The organism is Flavobacterium sp. 245 (genome assembly GCF_004362055.1).
In the GTDB taxonomy this organism is placed as follows: domain Bacteria; phylum Bacteroidota; class Bacteroidia; order Flavobacteriales; family Flavobacteriaceae; genus Flavobacterium.
In genome coordinates this window covers 390,659-413,747 of record NZ_SNXB01000002.1, presented here as the reverse complement: position 1 = coordinate 413,747, position 23,089 = coordinate 390,659, and the positions used below count along the sequence as shown (strand labels likewise).

Genomic DNA, 23,089 nt, shown 5'->3' with positions numbered 1-23,089 from the left:
GTAATCCTTTGAAGGCACTAGAAAGCTTCTCCAATTCTAAAATAAATTCCCCAGTCGCCTTTTCCCACAGCACCGTCTAAACCTATATTAAACTTTTCGTTTTTAAAGGCTCTGTAGCGATAGCCAACGCCAGCTCCGGGATATAATTTCCAGTCAAAACTTGGAGTGTCAGATCCGTAAATAGTTGCTACGCCGGCAAAACCTACAACTCCCATTCTTTTGTGAAAATTATATCTGTATTCGCCTTGTAAAGCCATAAGTCCATCGCCACGGTATTTTCCTTCAGAATAACCTCTGATGTCATCGTTGCCGATTGTAACCTGTTGCTCAAAAGAAATATTTCCTAATCCGAATTTACCAGCAAAACGTGCAGCGAGTACATCTTTTTTATCGCGCATTGGAAAATAAGTATTGTACTCCGAAATAATTTTATTGGCATTGACATCATTGCCAAACCATTCAGGATAACTAATCCATCTTGCCCTTATTTTATTTCCCGTAGTGGGATAGTATACTGCGTCTCTAGTGTCATAAAGCGCAATGACTTGCAAGCCATTTGTATGAGTAGTAGAGGCAGGCTGAATATCATCTTGATAGGTTGTATCATAATGTGCATATGTATAGCCCGCGCCGGCATAAAATGATTTGAATACTTTTCGGAGTCCGCTTACACTAATAAGAGTTGTTTTGGTTGAATAATCATAAAAATCTGGATTGTCAAAATCATCCATGAAAAATTGTGAATTTTGATTTCCAGTTATAAAAAAAAGCTGTGCGCGCCATTTGTCTTCGTTAAAATGCCATTTATTAAAAGAACAAATGAAATAGGATTTGTTAGTTGTATAAATTGCTGTGATTCCAGATAATGATTTTGGCGAGATTGTATCGGCTTTATTTGTTTTGTACATCATCATTGGGATAGCGCCAAACATAAAATCGAGCGTTCTGTTGTAGCTTATGTAAGGCATTACATTAAAATCAATATTCTTCGGAGGCGCCTTTGCCGTAGAAGTAGTGTCGGCTTTTGTTGATTGTGCCAATGAAGCAAACGAAACCAGCATATAAACTATAATTATTGAGATCTTTTGCATGTAGATTGAGATGAAATTAGGAAACAAAAATTGTTTTTCATCTAATTTATAACCTATTTATTTTTTATGGCTTCCAACTGCGATTTAAAGTGTTTCATTTTATAAAATGGAACAAGTTACTGCAATTTCCTTATTAGGAATTCTCTACATTTATTTATTATAAAGGAGAAATTAAAAAGTTTAGAGTTTTGTTTATGTAGTTGCAAATCAATATTGTGATATCAGTTTTAAACGCGTAAAATTAGATGAATTATTGTCCGTTAAAAGATTTTAAATTAAAGTTTTTGGCTTTTGCCTGCTGTTGCGCCAATTTAAGTTTTGGCCAGCAGGATAGTCTTGGAACTGCAAAACCAATAAAATTAGATGAGGCAATAACATTAGGTATCCAAAATAACCGTCAGCTTAAAATGGCCAACACCGATTTGGCTATTGCCAATGAAAATGTCGGTCAGGCAAAAATTGCTAAAATGCCTCGGATTGGCCTAAATGGAGGCTATACTTATATTGGCGATCCTAAAATTTATAAAGGTTTTTATGAGAGCAATATTTCAGTAGATTATTATAATCATCAGGCTTTTGCCAATATCATCTCATCACTGCCAATTTACGCCGGAAGCGCGATTAATAAACGAATAGATCAACAGGAACTTTTGAGCCAAATGCAACAGTCTGTCGTAAAAATGACTGAAGCTGATGTTAAAAATGCAATCACAGAGCAATATTTTACACTCGAAAAATTATACAGGCAAATTGAAGTAACGAAACAAAATATAATTAATACTGATCTTCGTATCAGACAGTTAAAGTCGCGTGTCGATAATGGACAAAACATCAAAAGTGACTTGTTAAGAACTGAATTACAGCAGTCTAATTTTAAAGTATCTGTTTTTAGAAGTACAAATACAATAGAATTGATCAGCAATTATCTGGATATTATAATTGGTTTTCCAACGAATACAATTTTAAGACCGATAGTTACAGAAAGTATGCTGCCGACAGAAAATCTAAATCTGCAGGAAAGTTTAGCTGAAGCTTATCAAAATAGAGAAGAAATAAAAAGAGCCGAAGTTAAAATTAAATTATCTGAATCGTCTTTGAGTTTAACTAAAAGCGGTTTTATGCCAAATATAAACGCCAATCTGATTTTGAATACTGAATATCCTGCACAATGGCCCAGTTATGTAAATATTCTGAATTATTGGGCGGCGGGTGTTTCATTAAATTGGGATGTTTCAAGTTTTTATAATTTAAAACACCGCATTTCAGGAGACAAACTCGAGATTGATAAAAGCAATATTGCACTGCAGGTAACTAAAGATCAAATAAGTACAGAGGTTAAAAATGCTTATGTAAGATATGCCGAAAGCAAAGAAAATATTAAGACTTTTAAAAAGGATGTTGAGCTGTCAATGAGTAATTATAAAATAGTAAAAAGCCGTTATGACAATGATTTTGCATTAATCAGCGAAATAGTTGATGCCGAATTACAATTGAATAACTCCCGAATTTCATTGGTGAATGCCAATCTCGATTTAATAATTCAATATTATTCGTTGCAATATGCAATGGGAAAACTTTAAAATATACGTTTATGAGCGAAGCAAATGCACAAAATGAAACCAATCTGAAAGATAAAAAGAGAAATACCATTCTTACTGTGCTGTCTTTTGTTTTTTTGATTGCAGGAGGTTTGTGGATTTTGAGTTTGTTTTTTGATTTCAGTACTTATGAAACCACTAATAACGCTCAGGTTGAAGCTTATATCAACAGTGTTGCAGCAAGAGCAACAGGACATATTAAAGAAATCAGGTTTGAGGCCAATCAGTTTGTTCATAAAGGCGATACGCTGGTGATTCTTGATGATTCAGAATATATAATAAAAGTAAAACAGGCCGAAGCGGATTTGGCTATAGCCGAAGGAAATCTTCATTCGTTGGAACAAAATATTACAACGTCGGCATCCAATCAAGCATCGGGAAAAGAGAAACTGGCGGGCGATATGGCGAGTCTTGAAAAAGCGCAAAAAGATTATCAGCGCTTCAAAAATATGTATGCTGATTCGGCCGTGACCAGAAACCAATATGATCAAGTAATTTCAAAATTAAAATCGGAAGAAGCTTATGTAAAAGCCGGTCAAAAAAGTTTGGAAGCCAGTACTTCAGTAACTAAACAAAGCAATATTAATCTCGAAGCGTCCAGAGCAACCGTTGCACGCAAAAAAGCTGATCTTGATGCTGCAAAACTGCAATTGTCCTATACAGCTGTTATTGCGCCGGGAGACGGATATGTAGGTGAACGAAATTTGTCTATTGGAGAATTAATTAATACAAATCAAACGATAGCAACTATTGTTTTAAATCAAAAATTATGGGTCTCAGCCAATTTCAAAGAAACTCAGATAGAAAAAATAAAACCCGGTCAAGAAGTTACCATTACAATTGATGCGCTTGATGGAAAAGAGTTTAAAGGAAAAGTAACTGGATTTTCTCCCGCAACGGGCGCGAAGTTTTCGATGGTAGAACCAGATAATTCAACAGGAAACTTTGTAAAAATCACACAACGGATTCCAGTAAAAATAGAATTTGAAAATCCTGCAAAAGACTTGCAAGATGTAAGACCAGGAATGAATGTAACTGTCGATGTAAAAAAATAAAAGATGATTGCAGGAAAAAAAGGAAGCATTTTTTTTACCCTTTTAGGATTGTATATCCTAACGATTCCTTTTTTTAATGGACTGAATATCACAACTTATGATAATTCGCAGATTATGGGTCATTTTGGAGCTTCGACGACGGTTTTTACCTATTCGATTTACATTCCCATTTTCGCTATGCTTGCCTTTATGCCTTTAGGATTAAAATTAGGAAAGCAAATCAAAATCAGGACCATGATTTTGTCGGCTGGTTTTTTGTCGCTGATTTTCAATACGGCTTTATTATTTGTATCAACGATCGAATGGTTTGTTTTTTTTAGATCGCTTCTGGCTATAATATCGGTAATAGGAATATTTGCATCAATGGTACCTATTTTATTAAAGTACAATCCGGTTTTTAATATGGCTTTGCTGTATGGGATTCTTCAGTTTATTCAAAAAGGAAGCCAGCATCTTTATCAATATTTGGGCGCGCATTTTACCAGTCTTCATGATTGGACTTTCGGAATTTACTTTTTAAATGTCAACTTTTTAATCTGTATTATTTTGGCTTGGTTTTTTTATAAAGCAGATGTTGCGCCAATGAAACAACCATTTCAGTTTGACTGGAGAGGCTGGATGATCATGATTTTATTTTTCATCATTATTCTCTTTTTGTGTGCCGAAGGTCAAACCAGAAATTGGTTAAGCGATCCAAAAATAGCATTGGCAATTGGATTTCTATTTATAACAGCCGGAATATACTTGCTTCATGTTCGTTTTACAGCTGATCCAATCATCAATCCAGATGTTTATAAACATAAAAATGTAGTTATTGGTGCTTTTTTGATGTTTTATATCGGAATAATTAATGGAACAGGAAGTGTTGTAACCGGTTATATGACCAATGTTTTGGGATTTGATTCTGTGCTTAATGCATTGACGCATTTGGCATTGCTGTTTGGTTTATGCTTGTCGATTCCGCTTTCAACCTATTTGTTATATAAACGAATTTATCTGGCAACCATCTGGATTATTGGCTTTGCCTGCTACGGATTATATCACATAGTGCTCTTTTTTAGATTTTATCCAGGGATAGATTCCTCTGATTTTTTTCTGCCATTAGTCTTTAAAGGCATCGGAATGGGATTTCTTTTTCCAGTTTCCTTATTATATATTTCTGAAGGAGTGCCACCACAATTAAGTACTTCAAGAATGATGAGCGGTATTATAGCGCAGGCCGTTTTTGCCTCACTTTTAGGTGGAGCTGTTTTAGCAACCTTTATTTCGAATATGAATGTACAGCACAAAACAGGCTTAAGTCAGCAATTGACAGAAGTGAATAAAATGGCACAAAATCAACTGGCTAGTTCAAAAAGAAACTTTGTATATATGGGATTATCAGATGCTGAGGCCCAAAAAAAAGCAGAAAAAAGCCTTTCAAATCAAACATCGCAAGCTTCAATATTATTAGCCTATAAAGATATTTATCTCGTCATGTCGGCAATTTGTTTTTTGCCCATTTTTATAATTCTTCTTTTTAAACTTTGGCGCAGGCCAATAGGAAAAGTAGAAGTAGAGCCAATACCAATTTGAGTTTTAGCACAAAGCATTTAAATTAATAAAATGAGTTATTATGATGGAAAAAAAGAATCGCTTTTTATATCGCTTATGGGCTGAAGAAAGTGGGCTGGGAGGTATGCTGATCCTGCTTTTTATAATGCATTTTATTGCCATTCCATTTTTTGGAAGTTATCCGCGTTTTATGGTCGGACTCAATATTTTCTGGATGCTGTTTTTGTTTGCGGGAATTTTTTCGCTTTCAAAGCACAAAAAGCAGGCTCTTGTTATTTCAATTATTCCCATTTTGTTTGTCATCATTCAGTGGATTGATTATTTCAACAGAAACATTATTATTTTATTTGCAGACCTCTTTTTGACTATAGCGGTCATGGGACTTTTAATTTCTCTGGTTTTAAGAAAAGTTTTAGAGCCCGGACCTGTAACAACGTATCGTATTATAGGATCAGTTGTGGTTTATATGCTGCTGGTTCATCTTTGGTGCACCTTGTATTTATTTCTGTTTAGGCATATCGAGGGTTCTTTTAACATAGTCAAATCTCAATTTGAAAGCAATAGCGATCAGGCAAGTTTTATGTATTTCAGTTATATCAGTATTACTTCAACAGGTTTTGGTGAAATAGTGCCGCTGCATCCTTTGGCACGCTCTTTAGTTCAGATTGAAGTTCTCACAGGAGTTTTATATCCCGTCATCTTAATAGGAAGATTGGTTTCTGATGCCAACTTTTCTATCAAAAAACAAGAATAATCAAATTTAACCAATCATATCTAAATCAAAATAAACATGGAAACTTCAAATTCAAATAAACGCAAAGAGCTCTTTGATACTATTTTACAGCTATTTTTCATTTTCCTTATTGTCGGATTTTGTCTTAAATTGTTGTTGCCTTTTTTTATGCCAATTCTTTGGGCTGTTATACTTTCGGTCGTATTTCTTCCCTTATTTGATTTTCTGCAGAAAGTTTTAAAAGGGCGAAAAACATTGGCTTCGATAATCATAACTCTTGTTATTATCGCCATCATGTTACTGCCATTAATTTATTTTTTAAAAGCGGCAACAGCTAATTTTTTAGAGTTGAAAAGCAGTTTTGAAGCAGGAACGCTTAAAATTTCGCCACCAGGACAATCTATAAAAGAGTGGCCTATAATAGGGAAGCCTCTATATGAATTTTTGCTTACTATGTCGACAGACTTGGAGCAAGGTGTCATTAAATATCAAGACCAAATAAAAGATTTTTCGGCAAAAATTATGGGCAGTATTTTAAGTTCAGGTATGGCATTTCTGCAATTTATATTATCGGTTATAATTGCTGGTATTTTGTTGGTTACACCTGGAGCTAAAATTTTTGCTATGAAATTCCTTAAAAAAATTGCTGGAAATGAAGCAGATGAAATCATGACCATTTCAGTTTCGACAATTTATCAAGTTGTAAAAGGAATATTAGGAGTTGCCGTTATTCAAACGATTATTCAAGCGATAGGATTATTTTTGGCCGATATTCCATATGCCGGAATCTTGACCTTGATTTGCCTGATATTTTCAATTTTACAGATTGGGCCAATTATTATAAATATTGGCGTCATCGTTTATTTGTTCTCTACAGGTGATTCAGGCTATGCCATTTTCTGGACGATATTTTTCATCATCAGCGGTTTATCTGATAATGTTTTAAAACCGCTTTTATTGGGTAAAGGAGCTCTTGTACCCATGCTGGTTATTTTCCTCGGGGTTATAGGCGGGTTTATTATGTCTGGTTTTATTGGGCTGTTTGTAGGACCAATAGTTTTTTCAATTGGGTATAAATTGTTCATTGCCTGGGTAAATGACAATCAAGAGCCGGTGGTTGATCCTTTAGAAATTCCAGAACCTTTAGAGTAAGTTAGTTTTGAATTAGTATATAACGAAAAATCCCACTTTTTGACCGAAGTGGGATTTTTAATTTTAGCTAATAAAATTGACTCGTTGGGGACATTATTCAACACATAGAAACATAGATTTTATTTATGCTGAAAGAGATCAGAAAGAAACTAGTTTCTCACACATAGCCAACTATGTTTGTTTTAAACAAGTGAAACGCCTTTTTTTAGCACTCCAAATCTATGTTTCTATGTGTTAAAAAATTTTTCTCAACGGATTAAAGCTATTCTTTATACAAAACAATTGTAGCCTTATAACCAGTTCCTACATTCCACTGGCTGGATTCAATTACAGCGCCTTTGTCATCATAAACTTGGAATTCGGCTGTATTTGGCGAAGCAGAACCTTCGTTTAAGGCTTCAAAATCGATTTTATTAATTCCGGGAACCAAAGTAATTTTAAAACCCTGATATTCTCCATTCATTGTAACTTCGGGCTCAATTACCTTATCGTTTAAATACACTTTAATTTTATCGCCATCAACAAAGGCGGCATCACGATAACGAATTGTAGAGGTAAAGGTCGAAGTTTTAAAACTCCCCAAAAATTGATTTTGTCTGTAAAAAATACCTTCTGTATTTGCCGGCGTTTTGTACAAATTAGTATCCTTGAACAATTCCTCTGGATTAATTTTCGAAGGATCTGGTTTTTCAATAGGCGCAGGCGGATTAACTTTTGGAGCTTCTTCTTTTGGTGGGACAACTTCTTTTGTTTTTGGAGTTTTCGCCGGAATTGGCTTGTATTTGTTATCCAGTTCTTTTTGCGAATATCCTTGAAGCGAAGTTCCGATTACCAGAATTAAAGACAAAAATCCTATTCTATTTTTCAATTGTAATAAATGCATATATTCTTTAAATTAATTTGTTTATCTCAATAAGTATAAACATATAATTAAAGCATTTATTGCCTTTTAAGCCAATTTTCAGGCCACTAGCAGAATGACATTTTACAACCCTAATCGTCTTTAGAATAGAAAAATATTATTTTACTAGCTTAAAAAGCACATATTTAGAACAATGGCGCTAGATAAAACAGCTATCTTTTCTTCATACTGAGAATAACTTGGCATGACACTTATTCTGTAACTGTCTGCAGCTGTTGTTATTTTTTTCATAGCTCCGTTCCAGTTGTTGTTTATTGATCCAATCTGATTTTCGGAAGAATCATTAATAATAAAATTAGATTTTTTCCAGACATCACAGATTTCTGCAATAACATGATTGGAAGTATTTAGAATCTTGAATTCAGGTTTAGAAAAGCTAAATTTTGGATTTATTGCTCCAATTTTTTTTCCAGTAGCATCTTGGATTACAATTTCGGATTTTAAGAAACCGCCTCTTTTTGAAATAGTAGCTTCTAAACCGCCATTTGCGCTTCTAATTTCAATAGTAAAAGGAAGTATTGATTTGCCAATGGTCGTTGGGAGCATTTTTTGAAGGAAACTGAATTTTTGTTTAATTCGGCCGATCCTTTCTTTTTTATCGTTATAAATATGGCAACTTTCCTGAAAGCCATTTTTTTTGTCTACAAAATAGTTATTCGTTTCAAAGAAATCTGAAATCATAGTTTTGAACTGGTTGGTTATTTTTTTTGGTGCTCAAAAATAGAATTTAAGTTACAGTTAGAAACAAGTATAAATACCTGTTTGTATGTCAAAAAATAAAATAAACAGCAGTGCTGAAAGAAAATAACTACACTGATAATCATTGTATTAAAATGGGAGATGCAAACTTTTTTTATAAAGAATCTTTACAAGTGAAATTACATTTTAGTGATAATAAATTCGCTTCGTCTGTTCATTTGATGCTGTGCTTCGGTACACGGAACTCCGTTTGCACAATTATTGATAAGTTGTGTTTCACCATAACCAATAGCGCTTTCTATACGTTCAGAAGCAATTCCTTGCGAAATAATGTAATCTCGAGTTGCTTTTGCTCTTCGGTCAGAAAGTTCAAGGTTGTATTGGTCATTCGCACGAGAATCAGTGTGAGATTCTATTTTGATGACAACCGTTGGATATTGCGTCATTAATAAGACTACTTTATTCAATTCGATTGCAGCATCGTAACGAACTTCCGATTTATCTAAATCAAAGAAAATGATTCCGATTTTGATTTTCAGCAAACCGTCTTTTCGCTCAATAAGAGCAGGATCAAGCCCAATAGGAACTTCAGTTATACCAGAATATTCGGGTGTAACAATTGCTTTGGTGCTGGTTGTGAAATTATCTTTTGCAGCTTCAATTGTGTAAGGAGTGCGACAGTCAATATTTTCAGTAAATTCAAATTTTCCATCAATTCTAGAAACGGTTTCCTGCAGTTTTTGGTTTTCATTGTTTTTAATCGTTACAATCGCTCCGGCAATATTTTTGTTTGAAATAGCATCAAAAACATAACCGTCTATAGATTGAACGCAGCTTCTTTCGAAAGAATAAATATCATCATCGCCTTTGCCTGTTTTTCTATTCGAACAAACAAAGCCTTTATTTGTTTCTTCTTTTACAATATAGCCAAAATCATCCATACTGCTGTTTAAAGGCGCGCCGAGATTGACAGGAGAATCAAAAACGTCATTGTTTAAACGGCTTTCAAAAACATCTAGTCCACCAAGTCCTAAAAAGCCATCTGAAGCAAAATAAAGTGCTTTGTCTGTTATAAAAGGAAACATTTCTCGTCCGCTGGTGTTTATTTTTTCGCCAAGATTTCTTGGATTAGAATATTTGTCTTTTCCTAAAATATCAACTACAAAAATATCAGCTGAGCCAATTGTTCCTGGCATATCAGAGACAAAATAGAGTTTTTTCCCGTCTTTACTGACCGTTGGCTGTCCAACCGAATAATTATCGCTGCTAAAAGGCAATTCTTTTATATTTTCCCATCGAACGGATCCATTCTCGCTTTCTACAGCGGTAGCCGAATAAATTTTTAAATTATTTACACCTTTATCGTCTCTTTTTAATTTTCCGTTATAGTTATTTCTAGTAAAATAAATAGTTTGTTCATCGGGCGAAAATGCCACACAGGCTTCATGATATTGTGTTGTAATTTCTTTTCCGAAACGTTCTTTGAAACTTACATTGGTTTGTTGCGGACTAATTTTTCCAAGCTGCATGTTTAAGTATGGCTGATCGTTCCATCCATATTTATTTGTTTTTAAATAGGAGGAATCAACAGTTGTGGAGTACACTAAATCGCCTTTGTAAAACATTGGCCCCATATCAGAATACGCCGAATTAATTTCGAGGTTTTCAAGTAAAAACTGAGGTTTCAGTTTTTTAATATCTTCGAGTGTTACTGTTTTAAGCGAAAAATTCTGAGCTCTGGAATCGGATGATTTTTGTTTTTCAGAAAAGTTTTTCATCCATTTTTTCGCCAAGTCATAATTTTGAATGCCTTGCAGCGATTGTGCATAGCGAAAATAATATTCGGCAGAAACTTCATTTGGATAATCTGTAAGCAGTTTGCCGTACCATTTGCTGGCATTTTCCATTTGGGTATTAAAATAATGCGCATCTCCGGCACGTTGCAGAATTTCTTTAGACGTATCTCCATTTTTTATGGACAATTCATATGACTTTGCTGCCTCTACATAATACATTTTATCAAAGAGAGCATCAGCCGTTTTGTTCTTAGTTTGCGAAAAAACCATTTGCATGGCCAGCAGTACAAGTATAGTAATTCTTCTTTTCATATTAGGACAGTATTAAAAGAATCTCGGAGATTTTAATCCCTTTTTGCGTGATACTAATTCAAATCGGAGCATAATTTCGTGCGTTCCGCTGTTATAGTTTTGTAATTCAGTTGTTGTATAGTCATAGGAATAACCTACAATAAACTGAGGTGTAATCTGCAAAGCGGCCAACGCACTCACAGAATCAGATGTGCGATAGGAAACTCCCAGAGTAATAGCATTGTTGAACATAAAATTGGCCGAAAAATCTGCAATCAAAGGTGCGCCAGATACATATTTAAGCAACATTGCAGGTTTAAATTTTGTATGAGCTGAGAGATCAAAAACGATTCCTCCGATAAGATATAAATGCATTCTCTCGTTCACAAGATCATCAGCAATATCATCATAATTATATCGCTCTCTGGTCATAAAATTAGGAATCGACAATCCTATATAATCTCTTTCGCCATGCCAGTATAATCCGGCGCCTACAACAGGCAGAAATTTATTAGTAATGTTTTCACGAAATTGAACATCAGGATCACGGTGGCTTCCTTTTGACCAGTCGATATTTAAAACGCGTCCGCCGCCTTTTACACCAAAAGACAATTTATGCGTTTGTCCAGATTGAATGGTATAGGAGAAGTTGGCATCAATGAATTGTTCTTCTGAAGGACCAATCTCTTCACTGACTATAGACAAACCAAGACCTACATTTTTCCCTACTGGAGTATCAAGCGTAAAAGACTGTGTGCTTGGAGCTCCTTCAAGACCAACCCATTGTGTTCTATATAGACCAGTTATTGCTAAATGCCCCAGCGATCCTGCATAAGCAGAGTTTACCGTGAGTGTATTATACATATACTGCGTGTATTGCGGTTCTTGCTGTGCGTAAGTTCCAAATACAGAAAGCATCGTAATTATCGTAAAAACCTTTTTTATATCTTTAATCATAGCCAATTATTTTGGTTATCCTAATTTTTTAAATAAAGCCAGCCAGAAGTTTTTTCAGAACCATCTCCAAGATCTAAAATGTAGAAATAGGTTCCCTCTGGAAGTGTTTTTGCTGATCCTTCTTCTTTACCATCCCAAGTGTTGTCGTAACCTTTTTTGAAGTAAACTAAATTACCCCAACGGTTAAATATGGAAAGTTGATTGTCTGGGTATTGTGTGATACAATCAATGTAAAAAGTTTCATTCTGACCATCATCATTTGGTGAAAATTCATTCCAAATTTTTAAACAATTTGGTGACACTGTTGCACTATCTTGGTTATTTGATGCGTTTGTATCAATTTGATCCATTGAAACCAGTTGCGCAATATTTAAATAATCTTTAATATCAACAACTTTGACATTTAAAGTCAGTGTTTGACTGCCTTTTGCTGCTATGTTTGGAATTTTCCAAATTCCAGTTGCACTGTCGTATGAACCAGCTGTTGCTGTTGCAGTTTCTAATTCATATCCTTTTGGCAGCAGGTCTTTTACCTCAACATTTGTTGCCGTTAAATTTCCAAGGTTATCGGCTGTAACGGTAAAGATTACGCTGCTGTACATTGCAACATCGGTTTTGTCAACTTCTTTATTTATTGCAATATCAGTTGACGGAATGTTGATGAATTCTGAATCTTCATCATCTTCGCTTTGATCACCATTATCGTTGTTTGGCATACTATCAGGATCAAACTGATTCGAAGCAGTAACCTGAGCCATGTTTAAGTAATCGTCATGATCAAGGCCTTTAGGATTTGCAACGGTAACTTGATAAGTGAGTGTCGCACCGCCAACAGGGACAGTCAAGTTTGCCCATTTTATGGTGTTGTTGCTGAATATTCCTCCATTGCTGATGTTTGCAATATTGCGATAGCCTAACGGAATGATATCATCAACATTTACACCTGTTGCTATGCTTGGACCAGCATTATCAAGCTGTAATGTAAAGGTTATAATTTCATTTACATTAGCATTTTTATTGCTTACAGATTTATCTAGACTTAAATCGGCAACAGCTACGTTAATTTGAAGACTGTCATAATCGTCTTCGGTTATTATGCCGTTATTAGGAGTTGAGTCCGGATCGGGTAGATTGCTTGCGATAATTTCAGTTGTGTTTGTATATTCGCCTGCTGCGCCGGTTGGAGGGTTTACAGTAGTATAGATTTCGAGCGATTCATTGTTACCTGCTGTAACAATTCCTACATTCCAGACACCGGTTATATAATTATAAAGACCGCCGGTAAGAGCGCTGCTTACATACTTGAATCCAGGCGGCAATAAATCTTTTACAGATACGCCACTCGCGTTTGCAGGACCATCATTTTTAACCGTAACTGTGAAAATAACTGTTGCACCAACATCGTAAGTTGCACTTTGATTCAGTGCTGTTTTAGTTATAGATAAATCGGCCATAACAATTACAGGTATTACAGAAATGCTGTCATAGTCGTCCTCTGTTGTTACTCCATTTCCAGGAGTACTGTCAGGGTCAAGTTGATCCGAAGTCATAATTTCAGCAGTGTTTAAATATTCGCCTGCCGTACCTGTCGGATTTTTTACCAATGCATTTATCAATAAAGTATGACTGTTTCCTGATAAAATAATTCCCGGTGTCCATATTCCGGTTGCAGCATCGTAACTTCCAGATGTTGAATTATAAAATACGTACTGATAACCAAGTGGAAGAATATCTTTAATAGTAACACCAGTTGATGAACTTGGACCATTATTAGTTACTGTGACTGTAAATGCAATTTGTGATCCAACAGTAGGAGTAAGATTGTTGCCAACAACGTTTTTCTCTATCGAAAGATCAGTTAGTGCAGGTACAGGTGTAATTAATTGCGCATCTTGATCATCTTCTCCAACCACATTGTTATTTGGAGTACTGTCAGGATCATGTTCATTTGAAGTAAAAATCTCTGCAGTATTATTGTAATTTCCAGTTGTATTAACTTTAACGCCTATCATTAACGTTTCTGATGCTCCATTCGGAATTGTACCAATATCCCATGTTCCTGTTGAGTTCGAGTATTGGCCGGTTGTTGAACTATATACAATATATTCAAAACCGCTTGGAAGTATGTCTTTAACTCGTACTCCAGTCGCCGTATGGGGACCACTGTTTTTTACCGTTAACTCAAATGTTATTGTTGCACCAAATATTGGACTTAAATTACCTCCAATTACATTTTTTGTAAGTGATAAATCGGCGATAGGAGCAATTGGAGTTGTACTGGCCGTCGCATAATCATCTTCGGTTGTATTTCCGTTATTTGGTGTTGAATTTGGATCCGGCAGCGCACTTGCTGTAACTTCAGCAATATTACTATAATTGCCGGCCGAATTTACATTTGCGGTAATTTGTAAAGTTTGCGAATCACCATTAATTAGAGAACCAATAGTCCATTTTCCGGTAGTTCTATTATAAGTTCCTTTAGTGGCAGTATAGCTGGTAAATGTATATCCCGAAGGTAATAGATCAGTTACTTCAACACCTGCCGTATTTTGAGGACCGTTATTTGTTATAATTACTTCAAAAGTAACAGCTGAACCTATTAGCGGAGTAGCATTATTGACTGTTTTAGTCAAAGATAAATTAGAAGCTTGTGTAATAGGTATTGTTGCCACGCTTGCATAATCATCTTCTGTTGAAACTCCGTTGTTTGGAGTCGAATCCGGATCAGTAAGATTTGCGGCTGAAACTTCTGCAATATTAAGATAATCACCAGTAAGATTAACAGTTGCGGTAATATGTAATGTTTCAGATTGTCCATTATTAAGGTTTCCTACCGTCCATAATCCTGTTGTTGGGTTATAACTTCCTGCTGAAACCGTGGATCCATTATAAGTGTATCCTGTCGGAAGCAAATCAGTTATCTGAACCCCCCTATTATCCTGTGGACCGTTATTGGTTACGATTACTTCAAAAGTAACTTGTGATCCCACTAAAGGTGTCGCATTGTTTACCGTTTTAGTCAGCGATAAATCAGAAGAAAGACCTATCGGTGTAGTTGAAGCCTCTGCATAATCATCTTCTGTATTTGGGCCATTATTTGGATCAGAGTCAAAATCATCTTCATCTGCGGCAGTTACTTCGGCACTATTGGTATAATTCCCAGTTGGGTTTACTGTTGCTGTTATTTGTAGTGTTTCTGATTTTCCATTAATAATATTGCCAATAATCCACAATCCAGTGGTTGGATTATATGTTCCGGATGATATCGTATAGGCATTAAAAGTATAACCAGAAGGAAGTAAATCGGTTACTTCAACCCCAGTGTTGTCAAGCGAACCATTATTTGTGACTACTACTTCAAAAGTAACCTGTGAACCTACTAGTGGTGTAGTATTATTAACCGTTTTCGTTAATGATAAATCAGAATCAAAAGTAAGTCTTACAGGTGTAACGGTTGCACTTGCATAATCATCTTCTGTATCAATCCCATTATTTGGTGTTGAATCAGGATCGGGAAGAGCTGCAGCAGTTACTTCGGCAATATTAGTATAAATTCCCGCGTCATTAATAATTGCAATTACTTGTAAAGTTTCTGATTGACCTAATGGCAAATTGCCAACGCTCCATATTCCTGTTGCAGGATTATAAGTTCCTGTTGAATTAGTGAAACTGCTGAAAGTATAGCCTGATGGAATTAAATCTGTAACCTGAACGCCCGTATTATCCTGCGGACCGTTATTAGTCACTACAATTTCAAAAGTGACTTGTGCCCCCACTAAAGGTGTTGTATTGTTTACCGTTTTAGTCAGCGATAAATCAGAAGCTTGTGATGTCGGAGTAATTGTTGCTGTCGCATAATCATCTTCTGATGTTGAAGCGTTATTTGGAGTTGAATCTGGATCAGGAAGATCACTTGCTGTTACTTCGGCAGTATTTAGATACGTTCCCGTTGCGTTTACTGTTGCTGTTATCTGCAAAGTATTCGAAGCACCATTTAATACACTTCCCACAGTCCATAAACCAGTAGCTGAATTATAGCTTCCAGCCGTTGCTGTGTACGAAACATATGTATATCCGGAAGGTAGCAAATCTGTTACAGCTACACCGTTTGTATCCTGAGGTCCGGCATTGCTTAGCTGAACACTAAAAGTTACTTGCGAACCTACTACTGGCGCTGCATTGCTTACTGTTTTAGTAATTGATAAATCAGCTGATTGAGGAATAGGAGTGGTTGCAATTTCTGCATAGTCGTCCTCTGTTGTTGAAGCATTATTCGGAGTTGAATCCGGATCAGGAAGATCACTTGCTGTTACTTCGACAGTATTCAGGTAAGTTCCTGTTGCGTTAACCGTTGCTGTTATCTGCAAAGTATGCGAAGCACCATTTAATACACTTCCCACAGTCCATAAACCAGTAGCTGAATTATAGCTTCCAGCCGTTGCTGTGTATGAAACATATGTGTATCCAGAAGGCAATGAATCTGTTACAGTTACACCGTTTGTATCCTGAGGTCCGGCATTGCTTAGCTGAACACTAAAAGTTACTTGCGAACCTACTAAAGGCGCTGCATTGCTTACTGTTTTAGTAAGGGATAGATCGGCTGATTGTAGAACAGGAGTGGTTGCAATTTCTGCATAGTCGTCTTCTGCTGTTGAAGCATTGTTTGGAGTTGAATCCGGATCAGGAAGATTGCTTGCTGCTACTTCAGCAGTATTTAGATAAGTTCCTGTTGCGTTGACGGTTGCTCTTATCTGCAGTGTTTCTGCATCTCCATTAACTAAGTTTCCAACGATCCATAATCCAGTTGTAGGATTATAAGTTCCAGTTGAAACAGTAAAACCTGCATAGGTATATCCTGATGGAAGCAAATCGGTCACTTGAACACCAGTATTATCCTGCGGTCCACTATTAGTTACTACGACTTCAAAAGTAACCTGAGAACCTACTAAAGGAGTTGCATCGCTTACAGTTTTGGTCAAGGATAAGTCAGAAGATTGCGGAATTGGAGTAGTTGTTGCAGAACCGTAATCATCTTCAGTTGTAACACCATTATTTGGTGTAGAATCAGGATCAGTTATATCACTGCTTGTTACTTCGGCAATATTAGTATAATCTCCTGTAGGGTTTACGATGCCTGTTATCTGTAAAGTTTCAGATTCCGTATTTTTCAGGATATCCAATGACCAAATGCCGGTTGAGCTGTCATAAGTTCCACTTGTTGCATTAAAATTGCTAAAGGTATATCCGGAAGGAAGTAAATCTGTAACCGTAACATTTGCCGCGTCTTGAGGGCCATTATTTGTGGTTATAATTTGAAATGTGACAAACGATCCTACCAATGGTGTAGGGTTGCTGACTGTTTTTGTTAGCGATAAATCTGCAGAAGGTTGTATTGGTGTGATTACAGCATTGGCTTCATCATCTTCACTTTGATCACCATCGTCATTATTAGGTGCACTATCAGGGTCAGTCAGATCACTTGCAGTTACTTGGGTTGTATTCAAATAATCACCTGTTGGAAGGACTTTTACATCAAGAATAAGAGATTCTGAGACTCCTGAGGCAATACTGCCGACATTCCATATTCCAAAAGTATTTTCATAAAGACCTGCTGATGAGCTGTAATTTACAAATTCATAACCTGAAGGTATGAGATCTTTAACAAGTACACCTGTTGTAGTATTTGGCCCATTATTCGTAATAATAAGCTCAAAGGAAATTTGACTTCCAATTACCGCACTTGTGTTCCCGGTAACAACACGCTTAATAAGGGATAAGTCCGCTGTTGGGCCAATAAAAGTAAATGGCGCGTTATCTTCATCATCTTCGCTCTGATCTCCATCGTCATTATTTGGTGTACTATCCGGATCAGCAAGGTCACTTGCCGTTATTTGTGCAATATTAAGATAATTACCTAATGGATTTACAATTGCTCTAAATGTTAAATTTACAGTTGATGCATTCGATATGGCTAAATTTTGCCAGGTAATAGTTGCAGTTGCAACATTATAAAGCCCGTTATTTGATACCGAACCAGGAATTAACGTAAATCCTTCAGGAATAACATCTTGTACACTAACTCCGGTTGCATTTCCTAGACCGTTGTTCAGGACGGTGAGCGTAAATTCTACCTGATCTCCTGCTGCTCCGCTTGTTGGAGTAACGGCTTTAGTCAGTTCTAAATCAGCCGTTTTTAAGGTTATGTTGGCACTTGCGATATCATCTTCCGGTAATCCGTTACCTGGTGTACTGTCGGGATCTTTTTGTTTTGCCGTTTGTATTTCGGCGGTATTTACATAATTTGATAAAGCAGCTACCACATTAACCTTTGCAGTAATTTGTAAAGCAAGAGAGTTTCCGTTGTTTAGATTACCAACATTCCAGATACCTGTAGTATTATTGTATTTTCCTGCTCCGTTGTCGCTTACATAAGTATATCCAGGTGGCAAATGATCTGAAACCCTTATTCCTGTTGCGTTATTTGGACCACTATTAGTAATTCTAATGGTGAAAATTACATTATCATTAATGCTAACTGAAGTAGGGGAAACTGTTTTTTGAAGTGATAAGTCGGCTACATCCAGAATTACAGTAGCACTATCCTGATCATCTTCAGTTGAAACACCATTATTTGGTGTACTATCAGGATCAAATTGATCTGAAGCGATAACTTCTGCACTGTTTACATATGATCCAGTAGATAAAATTGTAGCTTGAAAAGTTAAATTCAAAATATTACCACTCGGAATTGTTAGACCAGTCCAGGTAACAGTATTATCTCCAACATTATATTGTCCAGCCAAGTTTACAGATCCTGGAACAATTATAAATCCTGACGGAATATAATCACGTATAGCTACATTGGTTGCTGTAACAGTGCCTCCTTGCGCATTATTATTGTTAAAGACGTTTATATTGAAAGTTACAACATCACCAATGCTTCCTGTTGTAGGCGTTACTGTTTTAGTTAATTCTAGATCTGCGACTGCCAATATGGTAAGATTCATGGTATCACTTGATACCGTACAATTTCCATTAGTAACATTCCATTGTAGGGTATAGATCCCCGGAAGAGTTCCGGTAACGGCTGAAGTTGGACTTGTTGGATCTGTGAATCCTATTATACTTGGTCCTCCAGTTTGCGTCCAAGATCCAGTACCAACAGTTGGTGCAACTGCATTTAGATTAATAGGTGTAAATTGAGGAACAATTTGATTTGGTCCTGCATCAGCTGTTGATGGAGTGTCATATATTGTTATGATAACAGTATCTGCGGAAGTACATCCATTATTGTTTAATGTAGTAGTAGTCCAACGATATTCATATGTTCCAGGGTTACTAATTCCAAATATTAAAGAGGTTGGACTATTTACAGAACCAATGTTAGAAGAAGGGCCAGAAACCTGAGTCCATGTTCCTATACCTGATGTAACTGGTACGGCATTTAAGTTAAAACTGTCTACATCGCAATATTCCTGATCAGGTCCTGCATTGGCAATAGATGGCGGAGTATCATTAAAGGTTATTGTAACTGTATCTGATGACGGCTGACATAAAGAGGGACTAGTATGAGGTCCATTTGTAACTGTCCAAGTTAAGATGTAAGTACCAAGTATTACATTTGACAATGTAGTAACCGGACTGTTAGGATTGTCAATAACAGCATTTGAAGTAGGGGGCTGAGATGTAATGGTCCATGTCCCGATACCAACTGCCGGTGGGACAGCAGCAGTTTTATAACTGGTTTGACAAGCAACAGTATCGTCAGGACCTGCATCTGCAGTGCTTGGCGGTGCATTCATTTCAATTCGGACAATGTCAGATAGTGAGCGGCAGTTATTACTTTCAAATACCCATTCCAGAATGTAAAGTCCAGGAACGGTTAGATTTAGAACTCTTGTTAACGGTGCCGAGGGAGTTTCAATAACAGCAATACTTCCTGCTGGCTGATAAACAAAACGCCATTCAGCTGTGTCAACATCAGCAGGCGGAATGTTCCCGCTCATGGTTGTCTCTCCTGCAACATCATTAATACATAAAGTTTGATCGGGCCCAGCATTTGGATCAATGCTTGCACCGCTGTAAATAGTAATGTTTACAGAATCTGATGTTCCTGCACAAGAACTTCCATCAGGAAATGAGTAAGAAAAGGTTGTAAATGTAAAAACATATTCATTTCCCGGAACGACAGTTGCATTTGCTAAATAACTATCAGAAGGAGATTGTGTTATTACAACATCACTTGTATTTCCGGTTGTACTTGTAAGTGTCCATGTTCCTCTTGAGTTTTCGCTTGCTTTAAGTTGCACGCTGGTAACATCACAAAAGGTTTGGTCAGGTCCGGCATCAGCTGCCGGGTCTACAATAACGATCATATCATCATAAGAACCTGGACATAAAAAAATACTTTTTGCGGTTACAGTCCATCTAAAAGTATAAGTACCAGCAATCAAACCATTAATTACAGTATTTGGGTTTGAAGGATTAACAATGGTAGGCTGATTTGGAGCGCCTGTTAGTACAGACCATTGTCCCAGCTCAAAAAAGCTATCGTAAGTACTTCCGGCCATTGTCACAGAACTGTTATTGCATATATTTTGATCTGGACCAGCCAATGCTTGCTTTGGGGGAATTCCAACAGTAAGGTTGATGTCATCAAATGCCTGACCGCAAATACTAGCATCTACTGTCCATCTGAAAATATAGTAACCACTATAATCAAACGTAAAAACAGCATTAGGGTCATGTAAATCACTAACCGTATAATTTCCGATACCAGAAATTCTGCTCCATGTACCAATTGATCCTCCACTTTGCGTTGCTGCCATTATTATAGTGTTACCACAAATTTCCTGATCTGGACCGGCATTTGCTGTCGGCGGCGTCTCTGCTACAGTTACGGATACACTGCTCTCACTAGGAAGACAAGTTCTAAGTCTGGCTACAATTGTCCACGTAAATACATAAGTTCCGTTTCCAGGAACTGTTACTGCAGTATTTGGATCATTTTCATTGGCAATAACAACTCCGGCTACTGGTCGTACTGTCCAGGTACCATATTCTATTGGTGTTGTTGAATTAGCGCTAAGATTAAAAGTTGTTGTTCCAGAGCTATAACAAGCATCTGGTCCTGCGTCTGATGGTGTTGGAGCTAGAAGTTCACTTGTAGCTATGATTACATTATCTGAAATTGCCGAACCACATGACGGGCCAGGATGTAAATAGGAAACGGTCCATTGTAATTCATATGTTGAACTTGGAGTTAAAAAACCAGTGGCAATCGCATTAGGATCATTGACATTTGAAAACATGATAGTATTCGGTCCCGAAACTTGACTCCAAGTTCCAATTTCGCCATCATCTGGCTGATCTGCGGCAAGTGGTACTTGTGAATTTGTACATATCACTTGATCTTGTCCGGCATTAACATTGTCAATGGTACTGTCTGACACATAAACGTTGACTGTCGATACTGAAAATCCACACGTTGCGCCGCCCCCTTTTGTGATATATTGAAAAACGTACGTTCCAGAAACAAGACCGCTTATTTGTGTGTTAACAGCAAAATTATCATCAATAACCGCTATATTAGGACCGCTGAGCTGACTCCAAAAATGTAGACCGTCATCAGTGCTGACGCCAGAAAGTATGGTAGCAGTATCACCGCAGGGTAAACTAACATCCGTTCCGGCATTAGAAGGTGTAGGTTCGCCAGAAACCAATACATTAATGGTATCAAAACCATAGTCGCATTGTACAGTTAATGCACCGGTTTGTTTTCTTATAAATTCTACTGTATAATCACCTGGAGCCGTAAGCGTTAAAGTCAGAGAATTTCCGGTATCTTGTAAAGCGGTCGGAAATGGTCCTAATGGCGAGAGGACTGGCCCACTAACAATTCGGTATTGATTAGATCCTGTTCCTGTAACAGCCAACGGAATAGTAAATACAGTCGCATTACAGCTTCCTACAATATCATCGCCATTATTTGCTACAATCGTACGTGTAGGACCATTATACTGAACAATATAATCTTTCGTAAAAATACAGCCAGTATTGGTATTAGTTAACGTATAACGAAAGCGATACGGGCTACCTGCTTCAGAAATATTAGTTACTAATGTGGTTGGATTTGTAGGTGATGCAATTATAGCATTTGGAGGGCCGCCTGAGACTACGCTCCACTGAACAGTTTCACCTGCATACAATGGTGTTTGTGCAACAAGAGTTACCTGATTTATCGTATTGTCACAAAAGAAAATATTTTCGTCTCCTCCAGATAGTTGCGTTACGTCTTGAGTTGCCGGAGGTACAGTAATTACTACCAAATCATTGCCAGATGCACAAGATCCGGTTACGGTCCATCTAAAAGTATAGGTCCCTTCTGTTAGATTTGAAATACCAGTGTTATTAGAATTTGGATTGGCTATAGTTGGAGTATTTGGTCCTGAAACAAATGTCCATTGACCACTTTGTCCATTAAGTCCACATCCACCATAAGTAGCGCTGAGGTCAGTAGATTGAGTGGTGGTATAACAATTACTTAAAGTTTGATCTGGACCAGCAGAAACAGGTTTTACACCGCCATAGTTGGTAACTGTAATCTGAGAGGTTGTTCGACAGCGTTGTCCTGGTGCAAATTCAGGACCTTCAATAACCCACTGCAATGTTGTAACACCACAGCTTGTATCTGGTAAAGTTATTGTTGAGGTAGCTAAATTTGGAAAATTAATTATCACTCCGGCATTATTTGCTCCAACTATTTCCCAATAACCAGTTTCTCCAGTATTTTGAGGAGTGTTCCCAATAATTGCTAATGTACCATTATTGCTAGGACAGCTTGCAATATTGCCTCCTGCATTTGCCTGAGTTATTGGTTTTACATTGACAACTTTATCCTGATAGGACAAAATTCCATCGCCACATGTTGCACTGTATCTAAAAATATATGTATTTCCTCCAGTATATCCTGATATAGTTGTGGTAGGACTGTTGGGAGTATTAATCACAACTGCAGGTCCAGATATCTGAGTCCATAAAACAGTACCAATAATAGGACTAGGCGAATTTCCCTCCAAAACTAAAGCATCTGTCTCGCAAATAGTAGTGTTTAGAACTCCTGCATTAACAGTACAGTTTTGGGCGTTTAAGCTTATAGTACTTAAAATAATTAAAATAATTGCTAGATACAGTTTTTTAGAAAAAGTAGTAAACGCAGAATAAAAGTAAAAATGTGGCATA

General features: G+C 36.8%; 11 protein-coding genes. 5 read left to right on the top strand and 6 right to left on the bottom strand.

Translation table 11 applies throughout. The features are described 5' to 3' along the window. Positions 1 to 17 precede the first annotated feature (17 nt). Positions 18 to 1,091 carry a BamA/TamA family outer membrane protein gene (locus tag EV145_RS05060; protein ID WP_133524130.1) on the bottom strand — a complete coding sequence of 358 codons (1,074 nt, stop codon included), beginning with the start codon at positions 1,089 to 1,091 and terminating at the stop codon, positions 18 to 20. Positions 1,092 to 1,336: 245 nt separating this feature from the next. Between EV145_RS05060 and EV145_RS05055 the strand changes: the two genes are divergently transcribed. From EV145_RS05055 to EV145_RS05035, 5 genes are read left to right on the top strand one after another with little or no spacing between them, the layout of a single operon-like run. Next, entirely contained in the window at positions 1,337 to 2,671 is a 1,335-nt protein-coding gene (locus EV145_RS05055; protein ID WP_133524129.1) for a TolC family protein, read from the top strand. An 11-nt stretch (positions 2,672 to 2,682) separates the two neighbouring features. Then, on the top strand, positions 2,683 to 3,744 hold the full coding sequence (locus EV145_RS05050; protein WP_133524128.1) for an HlyD family secretion protein: 1,062 nt from the start codon (positions 2,683 to 2,685) through the stop codon (positions 3,742 to 3,744). A gap of 3 nt (positions 3,745 to 3,747) precedes the next feature. Continuing rightward, entirely contained in the window at positions 3,748 to 5,319 is a 1,572-nt protein-coding gene (locus EV145_RS05045; protein WP_133524127.1) for an MFS transporter, read from the top strand. A 40-nt stretch (positions 5,320 to 5,359) separates the two neighbouring features. Continuing rightward, positions 5,360 to 6,052, top strand: coding sequence for an ion channel (locus tag EV145_RS05040; protein ID WP_133524126.1), 693 nt, complete (start codon positions 5,360 to 5,362; stop codon positions 6,050 to 6,052). A gap of 36 nt (positions 6,053 to 6,088) precedes the next feature. Continuing rightward, a complete protein-coding gene (locus EV145_RS05035; RefSeq protein ID WP_133524125.1) occupies positions 6,089 to 7,183 on the top strand; it encodes an AI-2E family transporter in 1,095 nt (364 codons plus the stop codon). Between the two features lie 262 nt (positions 7,184 to 7,445). Here the strand turns inward: EV145_RS05035 and EV145_RS05030 are convergent, their stop codons facing one another. From EV145_RS05030 to EV145_RS05010, 5 genes are all read right to left on the bottom strand, one after another. Then, complete coding sequence (locus EV145_RS05030; RefSeq protein ID WP_166638410.1) at positions 7,446 to 8,066, bottom strand: conjugal transfer protein TraF; 621 nt, start codon at positions 8,064 to 8,066, stop codon at positions 7,446 to 7,448. A gap of 144 nt (positions 8,067 to 8,210) precedes the next feature. After that, complete coding sequence (locus EV145_RS05025; RefSeq protein ID WP_133524124.1) at positions 8,211 to 8,786, bottom strand: phospholipid scramblase-related protein; 576 nt, start codon at positions 8,784 to 8,786, stop codon at positions 8,211 to 8,213. A gap of 197 nt (positions 8,787 to 8,983) precedes the next feature. Next, complete coding sequence (locus EV145_RS05020) at positions 8,984 to 10,912, bottom strand: OmpA family protein (protein WP_133524123.1); 1,929 nt, start codon at positions 10,910 to 10,912, stop codon at positions 8,984 to 8,986. Positions 10,913 to 10,924: 12 nt separating this feature from the next. Next, a complete protein-coding gene (locus EV145_RS05015; protein WP_133524122.1) occupies positions 10,925 to 11,848 on the bottom strand; it encodes a type IX secretion system membrane protein PorP/SprF in 924 nt (307 codons plus the stop codon). A 20-nt stretch (positions 11,849 to 11,868) separates the two neighbouring features. Beyond that, entirely contained in the window at positions 11,869 to 23,088 is an 11,220-nt protein-coding gene (locus EV145_RS05010; protein ID WP_133524121.1) for a PKD domain-containing protein, read from the bottom strand. Position 23,089 lies beyond the last annotated feature (1 nt).

What these genes read in the sequence shown, in the direction of transcription:
- EV145_RS05050 (WP_133524128.1), top strand. Translation starts at nt 2,683, where the DNA reads ATGAGCGAAGCAAATGCACAAAATGAAACCAATCTGAAAGATAAAAAG.
- EV145_RS05035 (WP_133524125.1), top strand. Translation starts at nt 6,089, where the DNA reads ATGGAAACTTCAAATTCAAATAAACGCAAAGAGCTCTTTGATACTATT.
- EV145_RS05045 (WP_133524127.1), top strand. Translation starts at nt 3,748, where the DNA reads ATGATTGCAGGAAAAAAAGGAAGCATTTTTTTTACCCTTTTAGGATTG.
- EV145_RS05015 (WP_133524122.1), bottom strand. Translation starts at nt 11,848, where the DNA reads ATGATTAAAGATATAAAAAAGGTTTTTACGATAATTACGATGCTTTCT.
- EV145_RS05010 (WP_133524121.1), bottom strand. Translation starts at nt 23,088, where the DNA reads ATGCCACATTTTTACTTTTATTCTGCGTTTACTACTTTTTCTAAAAAA.
- EV145_RS05025 (WP_133524124.1), bottom strand. Translation starts at nt 8,786, where the DNA reads ATGATTTCAGATTTCTTTGAAACGAATAACTATTTTGTAGACAAAAAA.
- EV145_RS05055 (WP_133524129.1), top strand. Translation starts at nt 1,337, where the DNA reads ATGAATTATTGTCCGTTAAAAGATTTTAAATTAAAGTTTTTGGCTTTT.
- EV145_RS05040 (WP_133524126.1), top strand. Translation starts at nt 5,360, where the DNA reads ATGATGGAAAAAAAGAATCGCTTTTTATATCGCTTATGGGCTGAAGAA.
- EV145_RS05060 (WP_133524130.1), bottom strand. Translation starts at nt 1,091, where the DNA reads ATGCAAAAGATCTCAATAATTATAGTTTATATGCTGGTTTCGTTTGCT.
- EV145_RS05020 (WP_133524123.1), bottom strand. Translation starts at nt 10,912, where the DNA reads ATGAAAAGAAGAATTACTATACTTGTACTGCTGGCCATGCAAATGGTT.
- EV145_RS05030 (WP_166638410.1), bottom strand. Translation starts at nt 8,066, where the DNA reads ATGCATTTATTACAATTGAAAAATAGAATAGGATTTTTGTCTTTAATT.